Annotated in this window: 19 protein-coding genes; 9 read left to right on the forward strand and 10 right to left on the reverse strand. The window is 73.7% G+C overall.

The window, feature by feature from the left end; all coding sequences use genetic code 11:
- From BMW27_RS21815 to BMW27_RS21830, 4 genes are all read left to right on the forward strand, one after another.
- Window positions 1–1,311 (forward strand): glycosyltransferase family 2 protein (locus BMW27_RS21815; protein WP_139206964.1); only part of this gene is annotated, 1,311 nt, incomplete at its 5' end.
- A 79-nt stretch (window positions 1,312–1,390) separates the two neighbouring features.
- Window positions 1,391–2,692, forward strand: a complete 1,302-nt coding sequence (locus BMW27_RS21820) for a citrate synthase (protein WP_091448410.1) — start codon at window positions 1,391–1,393, stop codon at window positions 2,690–2,692.
- Between the two features lie 164 nt (window positions 2,693–2,856).
- Entirely contained in the window at window positions 2,857–3,117 is a 261-nt protein-coding gene (locus BMW27_RS21825; RefSeq protein WP_091448412.1) for a hypothetical protein, read from the forward strand.
- Window positions 3,118–3,232: 115 nt separating this feature from the next.
- Complete coding sequence (locus BMW27_RS21830; RefSeq protein ID WP_091448414.1) at window positions 3,233–5,269, forward strand: NlpC/P60 family protein; 2,037 nt, start codon at window positions 3,233–3,235, stop codon at window positions 5,267–5,269.
- A 149-nt stretch (window positions 5,270–5,418) separates the two neighbouring features.
- Here the strand turns inward: BMW27_RS21830 and BMW27_RS21835 are convergent, their stop codons facing one another.
- The 9 genes from BMW27_RS21835 to BMW27_RS21875 all read right to left on the reverse strand — a co-directional run bounded on the left by BMW27_RS21835 (window position 5,419) and on the right by BMW27_RS21875 (window position 12,198).
- Complete coding sequence (locus tag BMW27_RS21835; RefSeq protein ID WP_091448417.1) at window positions 5,419–6,177, reverse strand: hypothetical protein; 759 nt, start codon at window positions 6,175–6,177, stop codon at window positions 5,419–5,421.
- Window positions 6,174–6,518, reverse strand: coding sequence for a hypothetical protein (locus BMW27_RS21840; protein ID WP_091448419.1), 345 nt, complete (start codon window positions 6,516–6,518; stop codon window positions 6,174–6,176). Before BMW27_RS21840 ends, BMW27_RS21835 begins: the two co-directional genes overlap by 4 nt.
- A gap of 138 nt (window positions 6,519–6,656) precedes the next feature.
- Entirely contained in the window at window positions 6,657–7,757 is a 1,101-nt protein-coding gene (locus tag BMW27_RS21845; protein ID WP_091448420.1) for a sigma-70 family RNA polymerase sigma factor, read from the reverse strand.
- Between the two features lie 162 nt (window positions 7,758–7,919).
- On the reverse strand, window positions 7,920–8,387 hold the full coding sequence (locus BMW27_RS21850; RefSeq protein ID WP_091448422.1) for a hypothetical protein: 468 nt from the start codon (window positions 8,385–8,387) through the stop codon (window positions 7,920–7,922).
- A gap of 201 nt (window positions 8,388–8,588) precedes the next feature.
- Entirely contained in the window at window positions 8,589–8,900 is a 312-nt protein-coding gene (gene csrA / locus BMW27_RS24655; RefSeq protein ID WP_091448423.1) for a carbon storage regulator CsrA, read from the reverse strand.
- A gap of 65 nt (window positions 8,901–8,965) precedes the next feature.
- Window positions 8,966–9,370: a flagellar assembly protein FliW gene (fliW, locus tag BMW27_RS21860; protein WP_091448425.1), complete on the reverse strand. Its 405-nt coding sequence runs from the start codon at window positions 9,368–9,370 to the stop codon at window positions 8,966–8,968.
- The gene (flgL, locus tag BMW27_RS21865; RefSeq protein ID WP_091448426.1) at window positions 9,367–10,263 is read right to left on the reverse strand and encodes a flagellar hook-associated protein FlgL; all 897 of its coding nucleotides are present in this window, start codon (window positions 10,261–10,263) and stop codon (window positions 9,367–9,369) included. The genes fliW and flgL overlap by 4 nt, the downstream gene beginning before the upstream one ends.
- A gap of 4 nt (window positions 10,264–10,267) precedes the next feature.
- Window positions 10,268–11,716 (reverse strand): flagellar hook-associated protein FlgK, encoded by a 1,449-nt coding sequence (gene flgK / locus BMW27_RS21870; protein WP_091448428.1) that lies wholly within the window; start codon window positions 11,714–11,716, stop codon window positions 10,268–10,270.
- Window positions 11,713–12,198 (reverse strand): flagellar protein FlgN, encoded by a 486-nt coding sequence (locus BMW27_RS21875; RefSeq protein ID WP_175486618.1) that lies wholly within the window; start codon window positions 12,196–12,198, stop codon window positions 11,713–11,715. The genes flgK and BMW27_RS21875 overlap by 4 nt, the downstream gene beginning before the upstream one ends.
- A gap of 337 nt (window positions 12,199–12,535) precedes the next feature.
- Between BMW27_RS21875 and BMW27_RS21880 the strand changes: the two genes are divergently transcribed.
- The gene (locus tag BMW27_RS21880) at window positions 12,536–13,387 is read left to right on the forward strand and encodes a sigma-70 family RNA polymerase sigma factor (RefSeq protein ID WP_245743802.1); all 852 of its coding nucleotides are present in this window, start codon (window positions 12,536–12,538) and stop codon (window positions 13,385–13,387) included.
- A gap of 211 nt (window positions 13,388–13,598) precedes the next feature.
- Here the strand turns inward: BMW27_RS21880 and BMW27_RS21885 are convergent, their stop codons facing one another.
- Window positions 13,599–14,678 carry a glycosyltransferase family protein gene (locus BMW27_RS21885; protein ID WP_091448432.1) on the reverse strand — a complete coding sequence of 360 codons (1,080 nt, stop codon included), beginning with the start codon at window positions 14,676–14,678 and terminating at the stop codon, window positions 13,599–13,601.
- Window positions 14,679–15,036: 358 nt separating this feature from the next.
- Here BMW27_RS21885 and BMW27_RS21890 point away from each other — a divergent pair, with 358 nt between their 5' ends.
- The 4 genes from BMW27_RS21890 to BMW27_RS21905 all read left to right on the forward strand — a co-directional run bounded on the left by BMW27_RS21890 (window position 15,037) and on the right by BMW27_RS21905 (window position 18,197).
- The gene (locus tag BMW27_RS21890) at window positions 15,037–15,882 is read left to right on the forward strand and encodes a flagellin N-terminal helical domain-containing protein (RefSeq protein WP_245743803.1); all 846 of its coding nucleotides are present in this window, start codon (window positions 15,037–15,039) and stop codon (window positions 15,880–15,882) included.
- 105 nt (window positions 15,883–15,987) lie between these two features.
- Complete coding sequence (fliD, locus tag BMW27_RS21895; RefSeq protein WP_091448433.1) at window positions 15,988–17,397, forward strand: flagellar filament capping protein FliD; 1,410 nt, start codon at window positions 15,988–15,990, stop codon at window positions 17,395–17,397.
- Between the two features lie 60 nt (window positions 17,398–17,457).
- Window positions 17,458–17,844: a flagellar export chaperone FliS gene (gene fliS, locus BMW27_RS21900; protein WP_091448435.1), complete on the forward strand. Its 387-nt coding sequence runs from the start codon at window positions 17,458–17,460 to the stop codon at window positions 17,842–17,844.
- Window positions 17,841–18,197, forward strand: a complete 357-nt coding sequence (locus BMW27_RS21905; RefSeq protein WP_091448437.1) for a hypothetical protein — start codon at window positions 17,841–17,843, stop codon at window positions 18,195–18,197. Before fliS ends, BMW27_RS21905 begins: the two co-directional genes overlap by 4 nt.
- Window positions 18,198–18,335 lie beyond the last annotated feature (138 nt).

Consider the following 18,335-nt stretch of genomic DNA (forward strand, 5'->3'; position numbering starts at 1 on the left):
CTCGTCAGCATCCTGGTGCCGACCTACAACGGTGAGCGGTTCCTGAAGGCGGCGCTGAGGTCCGCGCTGGAGCAGAGCCACCGCAACGTCGAGGTGCTCGTCGGTGACGACGGGTCCACCGACCGGACTCCTGAGGTCCTCGCCGCGGTCGCCGCCGCCGACGACCGGGTCCGGGTGCTGCGCTTCGACCCCAACATCGGGCCGCTGGAAAATCCACGCCGGCTGCTGGCCGAGGCCCGCGGGGAGTACGTCAAGTTCCTCATGCACGACGACGTGCTGGGCACCGACTGCGTGCGGGACCTGGTGCGCGGCATGCAGCAGCACCCCGAGGCGACGATGGCCTTCTCCCACCGGGTACTGATCGACGAGCAGGGCAAGCCGGTGCCCGACCACGAGTTCCCCAAACTGGCCGGCCGGCCGGGGCTGCTCGACGGCCGGCAGCTGGGCGATCACGTGCTGCTCAACTGCACCAACGTGATCGGCGAGCCCACCACCGTGCTGTTCCGCCGCGCCGACGTCTCCCCCGACGACCTCTGGACCGTCGACGGCCGCACCGTCGACGTGCTCAACGACGTCCAGCTGTGGCTCCGGCTGCTCGCCGAGGGCCCGGCCTTCTACACCCCCCGCACCCTCAGCCGGTTCCGCTTCCACGGCGGGCAGAACTCCCACAACCCCCGCTACGTCGGTCGCGGGGAGCGTGACTGGTCCCGGCTGGTCGACTGGGGCGCCCGCCACGGGTTCCTCGCCGGCGAGGGACAGGAACGACGAGCCCAGGCCCGGGCCCTGCTCGAGGCCGCCGCCCGGCTGCACCAGCTCATCGACACCCCTGACCACGGCGCCGCGCTGGAAGCCGCCTACCTGTCCACCGCCGCCCTCGTCGAGCTCACCGGACCCACCTCGATCACCCGGACCACCGGCCTGCCCGAGCGGGCCCACAGCTCCGTCGTTCGCGACCGGTTCGCCCAAGAACTGGACGTCTGGACCCGTCAGTACCCGGTCGCCCTCGCCGCCCCCGCCCTCGACCCGGCCGAGGTCGATGCCACGGTGCAGGCCTTCCGTGAACTGCTGGCCGCCGGCGCCGCCCGCCAGGCCGTGGTGGCGATACCGCCGGCGGACCTCGACCGCGCCGTCCCCCTGCTGGAGAAGGCCCTTGCCGCCGGACCCGACATCGACCTGGAACTCGTGCCCGCTGAGGACCCCGCCACGCTGCTGCCCGACCCCTGGCTCGCCGTCACCCCCCACGGCCGCTGGTGGCACCACGGACGCGCCCTGGCCACCTGGACCTTCCACCTGCACACGGGCCTCCGATGACGGGGCGACCCGACCTGCGAGGGGATTTCGGCGCTCCTGCCCCCCGCGCGGCGCGGCCAGGCAGTAGCGTCCGGGGTTGATGAGCGAGACAGTGAGCACCGACGACGTGGCCCTGCGCTGGTCCGGTGGCGAACTCCCGTTGCGGGAGGTCCCCGCCACCGATGGCGCCCCGGGCATCGACACCAGCAAGCTGTTGTCCACGACCGGACGGGTCGCGCTGGACATCGGCTTCGTCAACACCGCCGCGTGCACCTCGGCGATCACCTACATCGACGGTGACGCCGGGATCCTGCGCTACCGCGGCTACCCGATCGACCAGCTCGCCGGGAAGGCCAGCTTCGTCGAGGTCAGCTACCTGCTGATCTACGGCGAGCTGCCCACCGCCGACCAGCTGGCCGAGTTCGACTCCCGGCTGCGGCGGCACACGCTGCTGCACGAGGACCTCAAGCAGTTCTTCAGGGGCTTCCCGCGCGACGCGCACCCGATGCCGGTGCTCTCCTCGGCGGTCAGCGCCCTGTCGACCTTCTACCAGGACTCCCTGGACCCGTTCGACGAGCGGCAGGTCGAGATCTCGACGCTGCGCCTGCTGGCCAAGCTGCCGACGATCGCCGCGTACGCGTACAAGAAGTCGGTCGGCCAGCCGTTCCTGTACCCGGACAACTCCCTCGGGCTGACCGAGAACTTCCTGCGGATGACGTTCGGCTTCCCGGCCGAGCCCTACGAGGTCGACCCGGACCTGGCCGCGGCGCTGGACATGCTGTTCGTGCTGCACGCCGACCACGAGCAGAACTGCTCGACGTCGACGGTGCGGCTGGTGGGCTCCTCCCAGGCCAACCTGTTCGCGTCCATCTCGGCCGGCATCAACGCGCTGTTCGGTCCGCTGCACGGTGGGGCGAACCAGTCGGTGCTGGAGATGCTCGAGTCCATCCAGCGCGAGGGCGGCGACATCCCGTCGTTCGTGAAGCGGGTCAAGAACAAGGAGCCCGGCGTCAAGCTGATGGGCTTCGGGCACCGGGTCTACAAGAACTACGACCCGCGGGCGGCGATCGTGAAGCAGACCGCCGACACCGTGCTCGACAAGCTCGGCGGTGACAACGAGCTGCTGGACCTGGCCCGTCAGCTGGAGGAGATCGCGCTCTCCGACGACTACTTCGTCGAGCGCAAGCTCTATCCGAACGTCGACTTCTACACCGGGCTGATCTACCGGGCGATGGGCTTCCCGACGCGGATGTTCACCGTGCTGTTCGCCCTCGGCCGGCTGCCCGGCTGGATCGCCCAGTGGCGGGAGATGATCAACGACCCGGCCACCAAGATCGGGCGCCCGCGGCAGGTCTACACCGGGGCCACCGAACGCTCGTTCGTGCCGCTGTCCGAGCGCTGAGCCCGGCCCCGCTGCAGGGTCCCGCCACGAGCCTGCGAGCGGTGGGGGGCAGCGGGGTCCTTTCTCGAGGTCCCGTCGTCCGCCCCGGACGACGGGACCTCGGCGTCTCCGGCAGCATGGGCCCCGCCACGTCCGCCCGCACCACCGCTCCCGGAGGGAGTCCCGTGTCCGAGTCCCCCTCCGACGACGACCTGGTGCTGCCTCCCGTGCCGCTGGCGACGGGCGGGGCGGTCCAGGTCGACGGCACCGGCCGCCGCGTGAGCCGGGTGGAGCTGGTCGTCTCCACCGAGGACGGCGCGGAGCTGCGCATCCCGCTCGAGCACCACCACGGCGCCTGGTGGCCGCCGACCGAGCGCACCGCACCGCCGGCGGGCGGGTACGCCGATCGGGTGCCACCTGCGGATCACCCTCACCCGGAGGGGTGAGGCCCTCTCCCCCCTCCCTCCGGGCTCCCCCGGCACCCGTCGATACGAGGTCTGAGCGCACCGCGGAACACCGCGGCGCCGGCCACGTACGACGAGACCGCCCGGGGGACCCGCAGTGCCCGCACCACGCTCGTCGGTCCGCACCGCCGCTGCCCGTCCCGCCCGGACCACCGCCCGCACCGGCACCACCCGGACCCGCACCGCCGGCACCGGCACAGCCGGCGCCCGCACCGCCGCCCCGCGCCCGCCGCTCACCGCGCAGGAGGCCCAGGCGCTGCGCGCCGTGCTGGCCGCCCGCGCCGCCGCGACCCCGGACCGCGCGGCCGCGCCGTCCCGCCGGACCTCCACCGGCCGGTCCTCCACCGGCCGGTCCTCCACCGGTCGCCGGCCGGGCTCCGCCACCCGCGCGCGCACGAGCCGCAAGCGCCGCACCACATCGGCCCGTCGGGCTCCGCTCCGCCGCTGGCTGCCCACCGCCGACGGCCGCCGCTGGCGGGTGCGGCTGTCCCTGGCCGCCCTCGGTCTGGTGCTGCCCGTGCTGGCCGGCCTGGTGTCTCCCGGCACCCAGGCGACCAGCACCGCCGCCGAGCCGACCGACACGACGGGTCTCGCCCTCGCGGCGCAGGGCTCGCTGCTCGACGCCGCGACCCGCTACCGCGCCCTGGAGCGGGACCTCGCGGCCCGGCACGCCGAGCTGGCGTCGGCCCGCGCCGCGGAGCAGTCCGCGCAGCGGCAGGCGACGGCCGCGCGCGCGACGGTCGGCACCGGCGCTGCCGGCCTCTACCGGGCGTCGGCCGAGGCGCGGAACCCGCTGCTGCAGCTCGACGTCCGGGCGGCCGCTGCCACCCCCGACGTCCTCCACGGCACCGCGCTCGCCGAGCGGGTCGCGCAGGAGCTCGAGGTGGACGTCGTCCTGGCCGAGCGCGCCGGGGTCGACCTGACGCTGACCACCCGCCGCGTGACGGTGGCCGAGGCCGCCCTCGCGACCGTGCGGGCCCAGGCTGCCGCCGTCCTGGCGGAGGTGCGCGCCGAGGTGGGCGGGCTGCGGACCGACGTCGCCGCCCAGCTCGCCGCGCTCGGCACCGCCCGGGCCGCGGCGGCGCAGCAGGACGCCAACCAGGCGGCGCTGCGCCGCTGGCAGGAGCACCTCGGCGTGCTGGCGCTCGCCGGCGTCGAGTCGCCGCCGGCGGCCGACCTCGCCGACCCCACGGCGCTGCCCGCCGGCCTCTCCCCCGCGCTCGACGGTTCGGGGCAGCCGATCCCGGGCGTCGCGTGGGCCGTGGCGGGCAACCGCCCGGTGACCGTGCTGCCGGCCGAGACGGTGGCCGCGGTGAGCTCCGCGCTGGCCCAGGTCGGCAAGCCCTTCGTGCCCGGCGGCACCGGTCCCGACGCCTACGACTGCGGCGGCCTGGCGGCTGCCTCGTGGCTGCTGGCCGGGTACGCGATCCCGACCGCCGCCGGCGACCAGTGGGCGCACGGCGCCGCCGTCCCGCTGTCCCAGCTGCAGATCGGCGACCTCGTGCACGCCGACGGCGGACAGGACGTCGGCGTCTACCTGGGCGAGGGCCAGGTCGTGGCCGCCTCGGCCGCCGGCTACCAGGTCGGCGTCCGCCCGGTCGGGGACGCGTCCGCCGCGGTGCGGGTCACCCTGCCCGCCCCGGCGCAGCCGAACGCCGCACTGCCGGCCGGTACCGCCGGCCGGGGCGCCTGTGGTGCGCCGCCCGCGCCGGTCGGCCCGGTCAGCCCGGCCTGGGGCGGCTGGTCGAACGGCACCATCCCCGCGACCGCCCTGTGCCCGATCGCCCGCGGTCACGCCCTGCGCTGCGACGCCGCTGCCGGCTACGCGGCCCTGGCCGACGCCTACCGCGCGGCGTTCGGCAGCCCGCTGTGCATCACCGACTCCTACCGGTCGAGGGGTGCGCAGGTCACCGCCTTCCGCGCCAAGCCGGCGCTCGCCGCGGTGCCCGGGACGTCGAACCACGGGTGGGCCCTGGCGGTCGACCTCTGCGGCGGCGTCAACGTCGCGGGCACCGTGCAGTCGGCGTGGATGGCGGCCAACGCCGGCCGGTTCGGCTTCGTGCAGCCGGACTGGGCCCGGCAGGGTGGCGAGAAGCCCGAGCCGTGGCACTGGGAGTTCGGCCACCTGGCGTGAGAGAGGACGCCACGGCGCGCTGAGCGTCAGGTGGCCCCCGCAGGACCCCGCCCCGGCCCGGGGCCCCGGCCCCCTGCAGCGTCCCGTCGCGAGCTCGCGAGCGGTGGGGGCAGGGGGTCCTTCCCCGAAGGGTGGGGAGGGAGCCCGGCTCAGATCCAGCGCAGGCGGGCGAGCTGCCGCCAGGGCAGTCGCTGGCACGCCTCGCCGGTCTCCCCAGCGAGCCGCGCGGCCACGCCGGCGTCGGCGCAGGCCAGCGGCGAGGAGGGTGTGACGACGACGTGCGGGTCGTGCAGGTCGAGCCCGGCCGCGGCGATGTGGTCCAGCAGCAGCCCCGGGGCGACGAGGACGGCGGAGGCGAGCAGCGGCACCTCGGGGTGCGCCCACAGCGCGACCGGGCCCTCCACGCGCAGGGAGCCTCCGACCGCAGCGGCCCGCTCCCCTGCGGCTGCGCGCACACGGTCCACGGCGCGCCGGTCCAGGCCGGGCGACGGCGTCCACGGCAATGCCCGGTCCCCGCGGCGGACGACGAGGCGCCACCCGACGCCGGTCTCGGTCCGGTCGGTCCAGTCGAGCACCGCGACGCCGGCCTCGGCGGCCACCGCGTCGGGGACCGGGCGGCCGAGCACCCAGGCCGTCAGCGCGGCCGCCAGCTCCTCGGGCGTCGAGCCGACGCGGGCGTCGGTCATGTCCTCGGCCAGGTCGCGCAACGGTGTGCGCACCCGCCGTTCTTCCTCCTCGAGGACCACGACGGGACCGTCCACCCGGTCGTCGACCAGGGAGACGTGCAGCCGCCCGGTCGCCATCTGGGGCAGCACCTCGTCGGCGACCCGGCGCAGGTCGGCCACGGTGACGGGCACGGAGCGCAGCCGCTGCAGCAGCCCTGCGGCGCTGAACAGGCCACCGCTCACGGGCGGTCCTGGCACAGCGCAGTGCGCAGCCTCGGCGCCAGCTCGGGCAGGGTCAGCACGCTGGTCAGCTCCCGGGCCGACAGCCGCACGGGCAGCACGTCGGCGCCCCAGCCGGTCACCCGGCGCACCCGCGCCGCCGAGCCGGGCCACATGGCGTCACGGGCCGTGGCCACGTGCAGCTCGGTCAGCACGTCGGAGAGGTGGATGGCCGCCACCGGGTGCACCTCGGCACCCTGCAGGGCACAGCGCACGAGCGTCCCCAGCTCCTCCCGCTCGGCAGCAGTCAGCCAGTGCGGGACCAGGACGTCGGGTGCGGCTGCGCCCGGGGCGAGGGCGCTCACCGCGTACCTGCCGCGGCCCGGGCGAGCGCTGCACCGCGGCGGCGGTGGGCTCCCCTGCGCTCTCTCACACCTGAGATATCGGCAGGCCGGCGCGGTGTTCGACCCGGGTCGGCCCGATTTCCACTGCGCGGGACCGGATCAGTCCGCGAGCTCGGCCAGACGCGTCTTGAGCGCCCGCTCGACGCGATCGGCGTGCACGTTCATGTTGCGCACCGAGGTCCCCAGGTCGGCCGACAGCTGGGTCTTGGTCCGACCGCCCCAGGTGGTCAGGTACCACGTCGCCCAGCCCAGCACGTTCGGCTGGCCGGCCCGCTGGTCGGGCCGCGCGTCGGGGTCCGGCGCGCACGCCGCGGTGAGCGCGTGCGACAGCAGGGTCTGCTCGGCCTCGCCCATGATCTCGTCCGGCGCCTCGTGGGCGTCCGGCAGCATGATCTCGGTGCCGTCCGGGCCGACGCCGTCCAGGGACTGCAGGTTGCGCAGGCCGTTGAGGGTCGCCACCGTCTGGGAGTTGCGGCGCAGCGTGGCCACGCTCTGCCCCATGTAGGCGGCGAGCTCCTTCTCGCTGGGCCGCCGCTGATGCTCGGCGAGGAAGGCGGCGACCGCCTTCTGCTGCTTGTTCTCGGTGTCGGCGGCGGTGCGGCCGTGGGCGTTGCGGCCCAGGTCGTGCACCCACTTCGACAGCTGGGTGGCGAGGAAGGCGCCGAAGGGCACGCCCTTGCCCTCGTCGAACTGGCCGACCGCCTTGAGGATCCACTCGCTCACCTGCTGGGTGAGGTCGTCGGGGTCCGGCACGTGCAGCCGCAGGGTGCTGGAGTTGCGCTGCAGCCGCTTGAGGCTGACCGGGAGGTAGTGCCGGCACAGCTCGTCGAGGAAGGCCGGCGGCAGGTCGCGCGGCGCGCGGCGGCGGACGTCGGTCTCCGCGCGCAGCCCCACGGTCGCGGTCCCCCGCCCGGCGCACCAGGCCTTGACCCACTCGGCGAGCACGGAGGCGGTGCCGCAGGCGCCGTCGACGCGGTACAGGCCCTCGCCCTGGTCGTAGCTGACCGTTCCGCCGTCGGGCAGCTCACGGCGGAACTCCTCGAGGGGCAGCTCACGGTCGGTCCGGAAGTGCACCCGGTCGCGGGCCGTGATGGGCGCCAGCGCCCAGCCCTCGGCCTCGGGGATGCCGCCGAAGACCAGCGGCTCGCGCGTGCGGGCGGGGGCGGTGTCGGCGGCGGGGCTGGCAGGGAGGTGGTTCACCGGGACTCCTCGGCGCTGTGGGGAAGACGGCGCTGCGCGGACGACATGGCCGCGACGGATGGGGGCGGCCCCGTTCAGAGGCTCGCCGCGAGCGTGCGAGCGGTGAGGAGAACGGGGTCCTTCTCCTTCTCCGGGCGCCGGGGGACGGTGCCCGGGAGGGCGCTAGGCCGGGATGTGCTCGACCGCGGCGGGCTGACGGGGCGTGGGGACGGCGGCCTGGGTCGCCGGGCCGGCCGCGAGACGGGCCATGAGGTCGGCGGCGGCGGCGCGCTCGGCCTCGCCCGGCTCCACGGTGTAGACCGGCATGTGGTCGTACAGCGTGGTGAACACCGAGCTGACGAAGGCGTAGGCGGCCTGCGCCTGGGGTGAGAAGCGGGCGACGGCGGCCCGCGGGCCGAGCTCGACGCCGACGGTCACGCGCACGACGCGGTCGTCCTTGCTCAGCCCGGTCAGCGTGAAGGACACCGCGGGGTGTGCGCCGGCCAGCTCGGCCAGCGCCGCGAGGCACCGGCGGGTGGTCCCGCGGCGCGGCCGCAGCTGCACGTGCACGACGACGGTGTCGGACTCCGCGCCGGAGCCGACGACCGTGGCGACCTGGTCGCCGGACTCGGTGGTAACGGTGTGCTGCATCGTGATTGCCCCCTGTGACGTGCTTGGGGCAACTCTCGCGCATCCACGAGCCGGCGACCGGCACAACTCTCGCTGTGCCATACGCAATGTCAGGGCATCTCTTCGGCAGGTCTTGCCCGTGTCGATCGACGTCCGGACCCGTCCGGTGCGGTGCTCGGCAGGAGTCGACAAGAGCCGGGGGGCTTGCCCCGGCCAGTTCTGTCAGCCGGCGGAGCCCCCCGTGACCTGCCCGTGACCGGCCGGGGCGGCGGCCGGCCGCTCCGCGGCGGTCCCGGGGTCCTCGGCCGCCGCGGGGGCGAAGGCGGCCAGCGCGCCGAGGGTGTCGGCGGTGACCTGGGCCGCGAGCAGGTTGGCCTCGGCGATCTGCCGGTAGACCTCCTCGCGGTGGATGGTCACCTCCCGGGGGGCCTTGAAGCCGAGGCGGACGGTCCCGCCGCGGACCTCGACGACGTGGACCTCGATGTCGTCGCCGATGCGGATCGTCTCGCCGACGCTGCGGGTGAGAGTGAGCACGAGAACCCCTCCATGGGTTGGTGGCCGTCCGTGGCTTCGCGGTCCCGGTCGGACCGTCTGGGTGGTTATCGGCGCAGGGGACGCCGGATGGGATGCGATCCGTCGAGCAGCACCACCTGCGCGGAGCGCCAGTTGGCCGGGTTGACCACGAGCGGGGCCCGCAGGTTGGCCGTGGCCGCCGCCGGACCCTCGGCCGGCACCGTCACCAGGCAGTACAGCCGTGCCTGCGCGGGGTCGTCGAGCTCGAGGTCTGCGGACACGGCCGCGGGCAGGGCTGGTGCGTAGTCCGGGAAGTACCTGCCCGGGTCGATCGCGAGGAAGCGTGGCCCCTCCGGCGCCATCGACTGCAGCCAGAACAGCCGACCGTCGCCGTCGGCGGTGACCAGCACGTAGTCGCGGTGGCCGGGGAAGCCCGGCAGCGCCTCGGTCATCGAGAGCAGGGGCAGGGTCGCGACGGCCGAGAGCGTCATCGCAGGAAGTCCACGAGCGTCGGCTGGATCACCTGGGCGGTCGCCTGCAGCGCCGCCTTGTACCCGACCTCGGTCTGGCTGAGCTCCATGATCGTCTTCGCCAGGTCGATGTCCTCGACGTCCACGAGCTGCGAGGCCAGGGTCAGCTGCAGGTCGGTGTTGACCTGGCCGGCGGCCTCCATCCGGGCCGAGCGGGCGCCGACGGAGGCGGCCGCTCCGAGCAGCCGGTCGAGCGCCACGTCGAGCTTCGCGAGGTCACCGGCCAGCGCGGCGGGAGCGCCCTCGACGTCGGTGGCGATCTTGCCGACGAGACCGAACAGGTCCGGGTCGCCAGGGGTCGGCACGCCGAAGGCCTCGTGGCCTGTCACGTCGATGCGGATCCGATCGGAGTTCGAGACGCGGCGGGTGATCCCCTCACCCACGGGTGGCGCGCCGACGTAGGTGCCGTCGCCGGCGTACGCGGTCGAGCCCTGGGTCACGCCACCGAAGAGGGCGCGGTCGTTGATGCTCGAGTTGGCCACGCCCAGGAGGCTCTCGCGCAGGGCAGCGACCTCGACGGCGATCGCCTTCTGCGAGCTGGTCGACACCGCGCCGTCGTTCATGGCCTGCACGGTCAGCGCACGCACCCGCTGCACCTGGGCGACGGCCTCGTTCAGCGCGGTGTCGGTGGCGTCGAGCCAGCTCTGCCCGTCGGAGACGTTCTTCGCGAACTGCTGGACAGCGCTCTGGTCCTGACGGATCTGCAGCGCCTTGTTGGTGCCGGTCAGCGAGTCCGACGGCGCGCTGATCAACTTGCCGGAGGTCAGCTGCTGCTGCAGCTTCGCCACCGACGAGAGGTTGTTGTTCAGGCCGAGGAGGGCGGTCTGCGTGACGGCCCGGTGGGTGATGCGCACCAGGTCACCGCCCCACGACGCCGGTGCGGTTGATCAGGGTGTCCAGTGCCTCGTCGATCGCGGTCACCATGCGGGCGGCCGCACTGTAGGCGTGCTGGAAGGACAGCATGTTGGTCATCTCCTCGTCGAGGTTGACGCCGGACACGGACTCGCGGGCGGCGTCCACCTGGGTGGAGATCACCTTCTGCACCTGGACGTCGCGGCTCGCGACCGAGGCCTCCACACCGAGGGCGACCACGAGCGCCCGGTAGGTGGCGTCCACGCCACCGGCCTCGAGGCTCAGGTCGAAGAACGCGTCGGCGTTGTCGCCGTCAGCGGAGGGCTGCCCGAGGGCGCCGGGGGCCGTCTTCGCCGCGGCGATGAGCTCGGGCTTGGTGACGCGGACGCTGATGTTGCCGGCGTCGACCTTGGTCAGGTCGACGACGGGGTTGCCGGAGCCGTCGTCCATGAGCGGCTCGGCCGCCCCCGACGCGCCGTGGACGTCGTAGCCCTGGGCCTGGACCGCGTTGATCCTGCCCACCAGGTCGCGGGCGAGCCCGTCGAGCGCGTCCCGGTAGCTGGGCAGGGTCATCGACAGCACCGTCAGGTGGCCGCCGGCGGTGCCGCCGACCGCGAGGGTGGTCCCGCCCGGGGCGGTGACCAGTCGCGGGTCGTCCCCGGTGCCGACCATGTCGGGGTCGTCGACCCCCGCCACGCGCAGGCCGAGGGCCGACGAACCCGCGACCAGCGTCGTGCCGCCGACGAGGACGTCGACCATGCCGTCGTCCGCGGCCACGGAGGTGGCCCCGACCTTCTCCGACAGCTGCACGACCAGCAGGTCCCGGCGGTCGGAGAGCTCGTTGGTGGGCAGCCCCGAGCGGCTGGCCTGGCGGATCTGGTGGTTCAGGTCAGCGATGGACGCCGCCGTCGTGTTCACCTCGGCAGCGAGGACCACGACGTTGTCACGGGTCTGCTGCCACTGCTGGTCGAGGGTGGCCCGCGTGGTCTGCATGCCAGAGGCCAGGATGTCCAGCCGCTCGAGCACCTGACTCCGCACGGCCGGCTCCGTCGGGTCCGTGGCGTTCGCCAGTGCGCTGAAGCCGGCCCACACGTCGTCCAGCATGCTGCGGATGCCGGTCTCCCCCGGCTCGCGGAAGGCCGCCTCGACCTGGGCCAGCGCCTCGGAGGCGACGGTCAGCTGCGCGGTGCGCGCCGACTCGACCTGGCCGCGCCGCTCCAGGAACACGTCGCGGATGCGGTTGACCTGGTCGGCGTCCACGCCGCTGCCCACCGGGCTGCTCACCGAGTGGATCGCCGGGACGGCGGTGCCGCCCATGGCGCGCAGCTCGACGCGCTGCCGCGAGTAGCCGTCGGTGTTGACGTTGGCGATGTTCTGGCCGGTGACGTCCAGCCCGCGCTGCGAGGCCCACAGCGCCGTCCGGGCCGTGTTCAGCCCGCCGAAGGTGGAGCTCACAGGGCACCGTCCAGGGTGACCGCGCGGTGCGCGCGCTCGTCGCTGCGGCCGGTCGAGCCGTAGGTGCCGGCCGACGGCGCCTTGACCGACAGCAACGCGTCGCCGATGGCGGACAGCCCGCCCTCGATCAGCTCGCGGTTGCTGTCGGCCAGCCCGCGCAGTTCCGTCACGAGCACCAGCAGCGTCTCGTGGTGCTTGGCGTACAGGTCGTTCCACGGCGCCGGCGCGGCCTCGGCGAGCTTGCGCAGCGAGGGGTTGACGCCGACACCCAGGCGCTCGGCGAGCACCTCGGTGGCCGCCGCCCGCTCGACCTCGAGGGTGCGCAACTGGTCGAGCACGACCTCGATCTCGTGCGCGATGCGCGCCAGCCAGCGGCTCTTGCCCGTGATGATCAGGTACTGCTTCTCCTCCGCCTTGAACAGCAGCAGGTCCAGCAGCTCCTGCTCGCGCCACAGCAACGTCGACAGGTGCTGGTAGTCCACGCCCCCCACCGTCCTTCCGCTCTCCCCGGGGCAGGCGTCCGTGCTGCACGCGGGTTCTCACCGAGCAGCTTCGGCACCATCCGGGAGGCCTTGAGCCGAGGTGCTCAAGTCGGGACGCGTCCGTGCCGATCAGGGGGTGCCGTCCGGGCCCGCGCCTGCCGAGAAGGAGGACGTGAGCCCATCGCGTGCACAGGCGACCCTGCGGTCCAGTGCCCCAGCCTCGCGCCTCCCCGTCGCTCCTGCCGCCGGCCTCCCTGCCCGGCCACGCGCGACCCGGGACACCGCGACCCGCGACACCTCCTCCCGGGACGTCGCCCACAGGGACGTGGACGCCCTGGTGACCGAGCACCTGCCCCTGGCGGCGTTCGCGGTCAACGCGGTCGCCTCGCGCATCTCGCTGCCCGCCCACGTCAGCCGCGAGGACCTGCTCTCCTGCGCGCGCGTGGCGCTGGTCGAGGTCGCCCGGCGCTTCGACCCGTCCGCGGGGGCGTCGTTCGCGACGTACGCCCTCGCCCGGCTGCAGGGCGCCGTCCTCGACGAGCTGCGCTCCGGTGACTGGGCCAGTCGCTCCGTGCGGGCCGCCGCCCGGCGCACCGACGCCGCGGCCGACGCCCTCGCCATCCAGCTGGGCCGCCCGCCGACGCGCGAGGAGCTCGCCGCGAGCCTCGGCATGGCGACCAGCGACCTGGACTCGCTGCAGGTCGACGTCCACCGCGCCGTCATGGTGAGCATCGACGCCGAGAGCGGCCCGCACGGCACCTCCCTCGACCTCCCCGACACCGGTGAGTCCCCGGAGCGGGCACTGCTGCGCAGCGAGCGGTCCCGGACCCTGCACGAGGCGATCCGTCAGTTGCCCGACCGGCTCGACGAGGTCGTGGAGCGGAACTTCTTCGGCGGCGAGTCGCTCACCGACATCGCCGCCGACCTCGGCGTCACGCTCTCCCGCGTCTCGCAGATGCGCGCCCGTGCGCTGACCCTGCTGCACGCGGCGATGAGCGAGGTGTGGGAGGGCAGGCCGGTGCCGGCCGACGGCGGCGTGCGGGCGCGCAACCAGCAGCGCTCCTACGTCGACCGAGTCGCCGGTCGCAACGCCCCGCCGGCCGCGGCACCGCCGCTGCCCGTCGCCCGCCCTGCGGTCGTCCCGCCGCGCCGCAACCCGTGGGTGACGGCGACCGGCTGGAGCGCCTGAACCGGGCACCATCGGAACAGCGGAGCGCCCCGGGTCCTCGAACGAGGACCCGGGGCGCTGTGCTGTTGCCGGCCGGCCCGGCGGCTCATCAGGGCGACCCTGCGGCGAGGTCCCGCCGCGGCCCCGTCCAGGCACCGCATCGGAGCCTGCGGGGGCGGTGTCCTGGACGGGGTCCTCCCGCGGTGAGGAGGGCCGCGTCCTGCCACCTCCGTCAGGCCCCGATGCGGTCCGCGCGTGAGCGCTTCTCCCGCGCGGTGCGCCAGGCGGTGGCCCACAGCTCGGCGGTGTGCTCGGTGAGGTGCCGCGCCAGCACCTGCTCGCGGTTGGCCGCCGCCTGCTCGCGACGCCAGTCGGCGTCCTCGATCGCACGGGTGAGCCCTGCGGCCCAATCGCGGGGGCGCCTGGCGCGGTAGCCGAGGCCCAGCCGCTCGTACTCCGCACTGAGCGACCGGACGGCGAAGACCCCGCGCGCGGAGTACTCGAGCACCTTCAGCCAGCTCTTGCAGTTGTTGAAGGTGTCGATGCGCAGCGGTGCGACACCGATGTCGAAGCGCTCACCGATCGCCGCGGCGTACCCGTCGACGTCCATGATCCAGGGAATCTGCAATGGGTCCTCGGTCAACCGCAGCATCTCGCGGGCGTTCTCGCCCTGCCCCAGGATCGCGAACCGGCTCCGGTCGCGGGTGCGGTCCAGCGCCTGCGGCAGTCCGCTGCCCATCTCCTGCAGGTCGTACGGGTGGGTGCCCACCGTCCCGGTCCAGCCGATGGTGAGCAGGTCCGGCTCGCGCTCGTAGGCCGGCGGCAGCTCGGCGATCCGGCGCGGGATCGCGTTCGGCACCATCATCCCGTGCCCGCGGGCTCCGTACAGGGCCAGCAGGTTCGGGGTGGACACCGTAACGAAGTCGGCCTCGCGGACGCAGGCCTCCGCGATCCGCCCGACGCCCTTGCGGATCAGAGCGTCGTGCCCCTGGTGGCCGGGCGGGAGAGCGGTCAGGTGGTCGTCGACCTCGACAACCACCGCGACGCCCTGGGCCTGCAGCAGCCGCAGGCACTGGAGCATCTCCCGGGTCTTGGGCAGCTGCAGGACGACGACGTCGGCGCCCTGGGCGTCGACGTCGCGGACCACGAGCGGGCCCGCCGGGTCGTCCGGGTCGGGGGCCATGATCGTCTTGAGGCCGTGCTGGACGGTCACCTCGATCCCGAGGTCGGCCTCGGCGACCGCCCGCGCCGGCTCGGCGATCCGGTGGAACAGCGACCCGGTGAACATCGTGTGGGACAGGAGCACGTTCATGGCAACAGACGTCCTCACGGCGCTCGGGCACCGAGCGCCATCTGTGTCGCCCGCGCCGGAGGCGCCGGACGGGGATCTGGTTGGCGAGGGCGTCGCCGGAGGCGAGTCCTCATTCCGGCCACCATCCCGGCCGGCTGCCGTCCCCGTCGTCCACCCGTGGGGGACACGCCCGTCCTGCGCCCCCCGCGCCCCAACTGTCCACCTTGTCCCAGTGGCCGCGGGCTCGTCCGGGTGGTCCCCCGAAAAATCTCGGCGGTTCCCCTCAAGGTCCATACGGCCCCGGCCGTAATGACTCCTGCAAGGCCGCAGCACGGATGCAGCGGTTTCCGGATACGACCCGATTCCAAGGAGGAACACCATGGGTCTGCGCGTCAACAACAACATCGCCGCGTTCAACGCCTACCGCAACCTGAACGTGACCGATGGTGCGATGAGCAAGTCGCTGGAGAAGCTGTCCAGCGGTCTGCGCATCAACCGGGCCGCCGACGACGCCGCCGGCCTGGCCATCTCGGAGGGCCTGCGCTCGCAGATCGGTGGCCTCAAGGTCGCCGTCCGCAACGCGCAGGACGGCATCTCCGTCGTGCAGACGGCGGAGGGTGCGCTCACCGAGACGCACGCCATCCTGCAGCGCATGCGCGACCTCGCGGTGCAGGCGGGCAACGACGGCGCCCTGACCGACGAGGACAAGAAGAAGGCGAACGAGGAGTACCAGGCTCTCGCCCAGGAGCTGGGCGACATCGCCCTCAAGACCTCGTTCAACGGCACCAACCTGCTGAGCGGCGGTTACAACAAGAACTTCCAGGTCGGGGCCAACTCAGGCGACACGCTGAACCTGACCATCGGCAACCTGACCGCCAGCGGCGGTGCGACCCCTGCGAACTCGCTCTTCGGGAGCGCTGGCGTCGGCAACATCTCCTCCGCCACCACGGCCAACACCGCGATGAATGCGGTCACCAGCGCCATCGCGACCGTCTCCACCGAGCGCGCCAAGCTCGGTGCGGTCCAGAACCGGCTCGAGCACAAGATCAACAACCTGAACGCCACCGTCGAGAACCTCACCGCGTCGGAGAGCCGCATCCGCGACACCGACATGGCCGAGGAGATGGTGTCCTTCACCCGGTCGCAGATCCTGTCGCAGGCCGGTACGGCGATGTTGGCCCAGGCGAACCAGAGCTCGCAGGGCGTCCTGCAGCTCCTCCGGTGACCTCGGTCCCTGAGCGCCTGATCGTCTAGCACCACCCGGTGAGGGGGGAGGCCCAGCCTCCCCCCTCACTGGCGTACCCACCCCTGCCCCCGCCTGGAGGAACCCATGGTCAGCCTGAGCGTCGACGGTCTGATCTCCGGCCTGGACACCACCACCCTCGTCTCGCAGCTCGTCGCAGCGGAGGGGCTGCCGCAGACCAGGCTGAAGAACCAGATGAGCGCGGCACAGGACGCGGCCGACGCCTACCGCGCGGTCAACACCAAGTTCGACTCCGTGCGCACCGCCGCCGCGGCGCTCACCGCCGACGGTCTCGCCGCGGCCCGGACGGCGAAGAGCACCGCTGCCTCGGTGACCGCGAGCGCCACGTCGACCGCCGTTCCCGGCAGCCGGATCAGCTTCTTCGTCGAATCGCTGGCCTCGACGGCCAGCTACCTCAGCAACGCGACCTGGGCCACGACGGGCACCGACGTCCGCAAGCCCCTCGGCCCCAACCCCACCACCCCCGGGCCGTCGCCGTGGCCGCTGACGATCAGCCGGCCGGACGGCTCCCCGATGACCGTCGAGCCCTCCGACCCGGACGCGACCCTCGCGGAGACGGTCGCGTACATCAACGGACGAGAGGACCTCGGCGTCCGCGCCACCGCGGTGAACACCGGTAACGGATACCGCCTCCAGCTGACCAGCACCACCCCGGGCGCCAAGGGCCACTTCGACGTGCAGACCGCGGCGGGCGACTTCTTCAAGGTGGTCTCTCCCGCGAAGGACGCCACGCTCGACGTGGGCGGTGTCGTGGTGACGTCACCGACCAACACCTTCGCCGACCTGATGACCGGCGTCGCCATCACGGTCACCGAGGAGAGCAACACGTCCGTCGTCGTGGAGGTGGGCGAGGACCTGAAGTCCGTCGCCACCAAGGTGAAGACGCTGGTCGACGCAGTCAACGCCGCGCTGAGCAGCATCGCGACCAACACCAGCAGCCAGACCGGCAGCACCGCCGTCCTCAAGGGCGACTTCGCTCTGCGGGAGCTGGCCGGCCGGCTGCTCACGAAGGTCTCCGACGCCGTCCCCGACGCCGTTCCCTCCGCCAGCAGCCCTGGCACGTACACCGCCGGCTCGCCCGCTGTCCTGGGCATCCAGTTGACCCGCAACGGCACGGTGACCTTCGACGAGGCGACCTTCCTCAAGAGCATGCAGGCCGACCCCGAGGCGGTCCACCGGCTGCTCGGCGGCGCGCCCGCGAGCAACGGTGCTCCCGCCGTGGAGGGGTTCGCCCAGCGGCTGGCGACCCTGGCGAAGGACGCCACGAAGTCCACCAACGGCACGCTGACCCTGCTGGCGCAGGGCCGGGACGACCTGGTGAAGGATCTGAAGTCGCGGATCGCGGACTGGGACCTGCGTCTGGCTGCCCGCAGGGAGACGCTGACCCGCCAGTTCACAGCCATGGAGACCGCGCTCAGCTCGCTGAAGAACCAGTCCACCTGGCTGGCCGGCCAGCTCGGTTCGCTGTCCGGCTGAAGACGTGGCCCGCCCAGCCGATCCTCCTAGTACCCCCCGCTTCCCCCAGGAGACCGCCTGATGAGCACCGCCTCCCTCCGTTCCCGCTACCTCGGCGACTCGGTCGCGACGGCGTCCCCTCAGCGGATCCTCGTGATGCTCTACGACCGGCTCGTGCTCGACCTCGAGCGCGCCGAGATGGCCCTCGACACCGGGGACCGCACCGAGGCCGCCGCGCAGATCCAGCACGCCCAGGACATCGTCTTCGAGCTCCGCGAGAGCCTGCGGGTCGACGCCTGGGAGGGCGGACCGCGGCTGGCCGCCCTCTACACCTGGATGATCACCGAGCTGGTGCAGGCCGGCGTCAAGCGCGACCGCAACCGCGTCACCTCCTGCCGGCAGATCGCCGAACCGCTCCGCGACGCGTGGCGGCAGGCCGCCGCCACCCTCGCCACCTCCAGCGCATGACCGCCGGTCGCCCCGCGGCGGCCGGCGGCGAGACGTCCCGGGACTGGGCCACGGTCCTCGACGAGCTCGAGGGCGAGGTGCTCGCCGCCGAGTCCACGCTGCGGTCCGACCGCGAGGACGAGATCGCCGCGTGGGGACGCCGCGCCGAGGACTGGGTCCCGCCGTCGTCGGCCCTGGGCCCGGTCCCCGAGGACCTCCGCGAGCGTGCCGCCCGGCTGCTGCAGCACCAGCTCGCCGTCGCCGAGGAGCTCGTCGAGCGGATCATCCAGTCCCGGCGGCAGCGCGACGTCGCCGCCCGGATGTCCTACGGCCCGCCCCGCCCGGTGGCCTCCTACATCGACCGGGCGCTCTAGCCCGACAGCACGTCCCGCTGGGTCCAGCAGCGACGAGCACCCGAAGCCCCCCGTGGCGCCACGACCGGCGCCCCGGGGGGCTTCGTCGTCCCCGGGCGGATGGCGCTGCGGGAACGCACCGCGAGTCACAGTCGGCAC

Origin of the sequence: Geodermatophilus poikilotrophus (genome assembly GCF_900111455.1) — a bacterium.
In the GTDB taxonomy this organism is placed as follows: Bacteria; Actinomycetota; Actinomycetes; order Mycobacteriales; family Geodermatophilaceae; genus Geodermatophilus; species Geodermatophilus poikilotrophus.

Bases quoted from the DNA above. Each gene is read 5' to 3' on its own strand.
- BMW27_RS21885 (WP_091448432.1), bottom strand. From the start codon at position 14,678: ATGAACGTGCTCCTGTCCCACACGATGTTCACCGGGTCGCTGTTCCAC.
- fliW (WP_091448425.1), bottom strand. From the start codon at position 9,370: ATGACGCTCTCGGCCGTCGCGACCCTGCCCCTGCTCTCGATGACCGAG.
- fliD (WP_091448433.1), top strand. From the start codon at position 15,988: ATGGTCAGCCTGAGCGTCGACGGTCTGATCTCCGGCCTGGACACCACC.
- BMW27_RS21905 (WP_091448437.1), top strand. From the start codon at position 17,841: ATGACCGCCGGTCGCCCCGCGGCGGCCGGCGGCGAGACGTCCCGGGAC.
- BMW27_RS21850 (WP_091448422.1), bottom strand. From the start codon at position 8,387: ATGCAGCACACCGTTACCACCGAGTCCGGCGACCAGGTCGCCACGGTC.
- BMW27_RS21820 (WP_091448410.1), top strand. From the start codon at position 1,391: ATGAGCGAGACAGTGAGCACCGACGACGTGGCCCTGCGCTGGTCCGGT.
- BMW27_RS21890 (WP_245743803.1), top strand. From the start codon at position 15,037: ATGGGTCTGCGCGTCAACAACAACATCGCCGCGTTCAACGCCTACCGC.
- fliS (WP_091448435.1), top strand. From the start codon at position 17,458: ATGAGCACCGCCTCCCTCCGTTCCCGCTACCTCGGCGACTCGGTCGCG.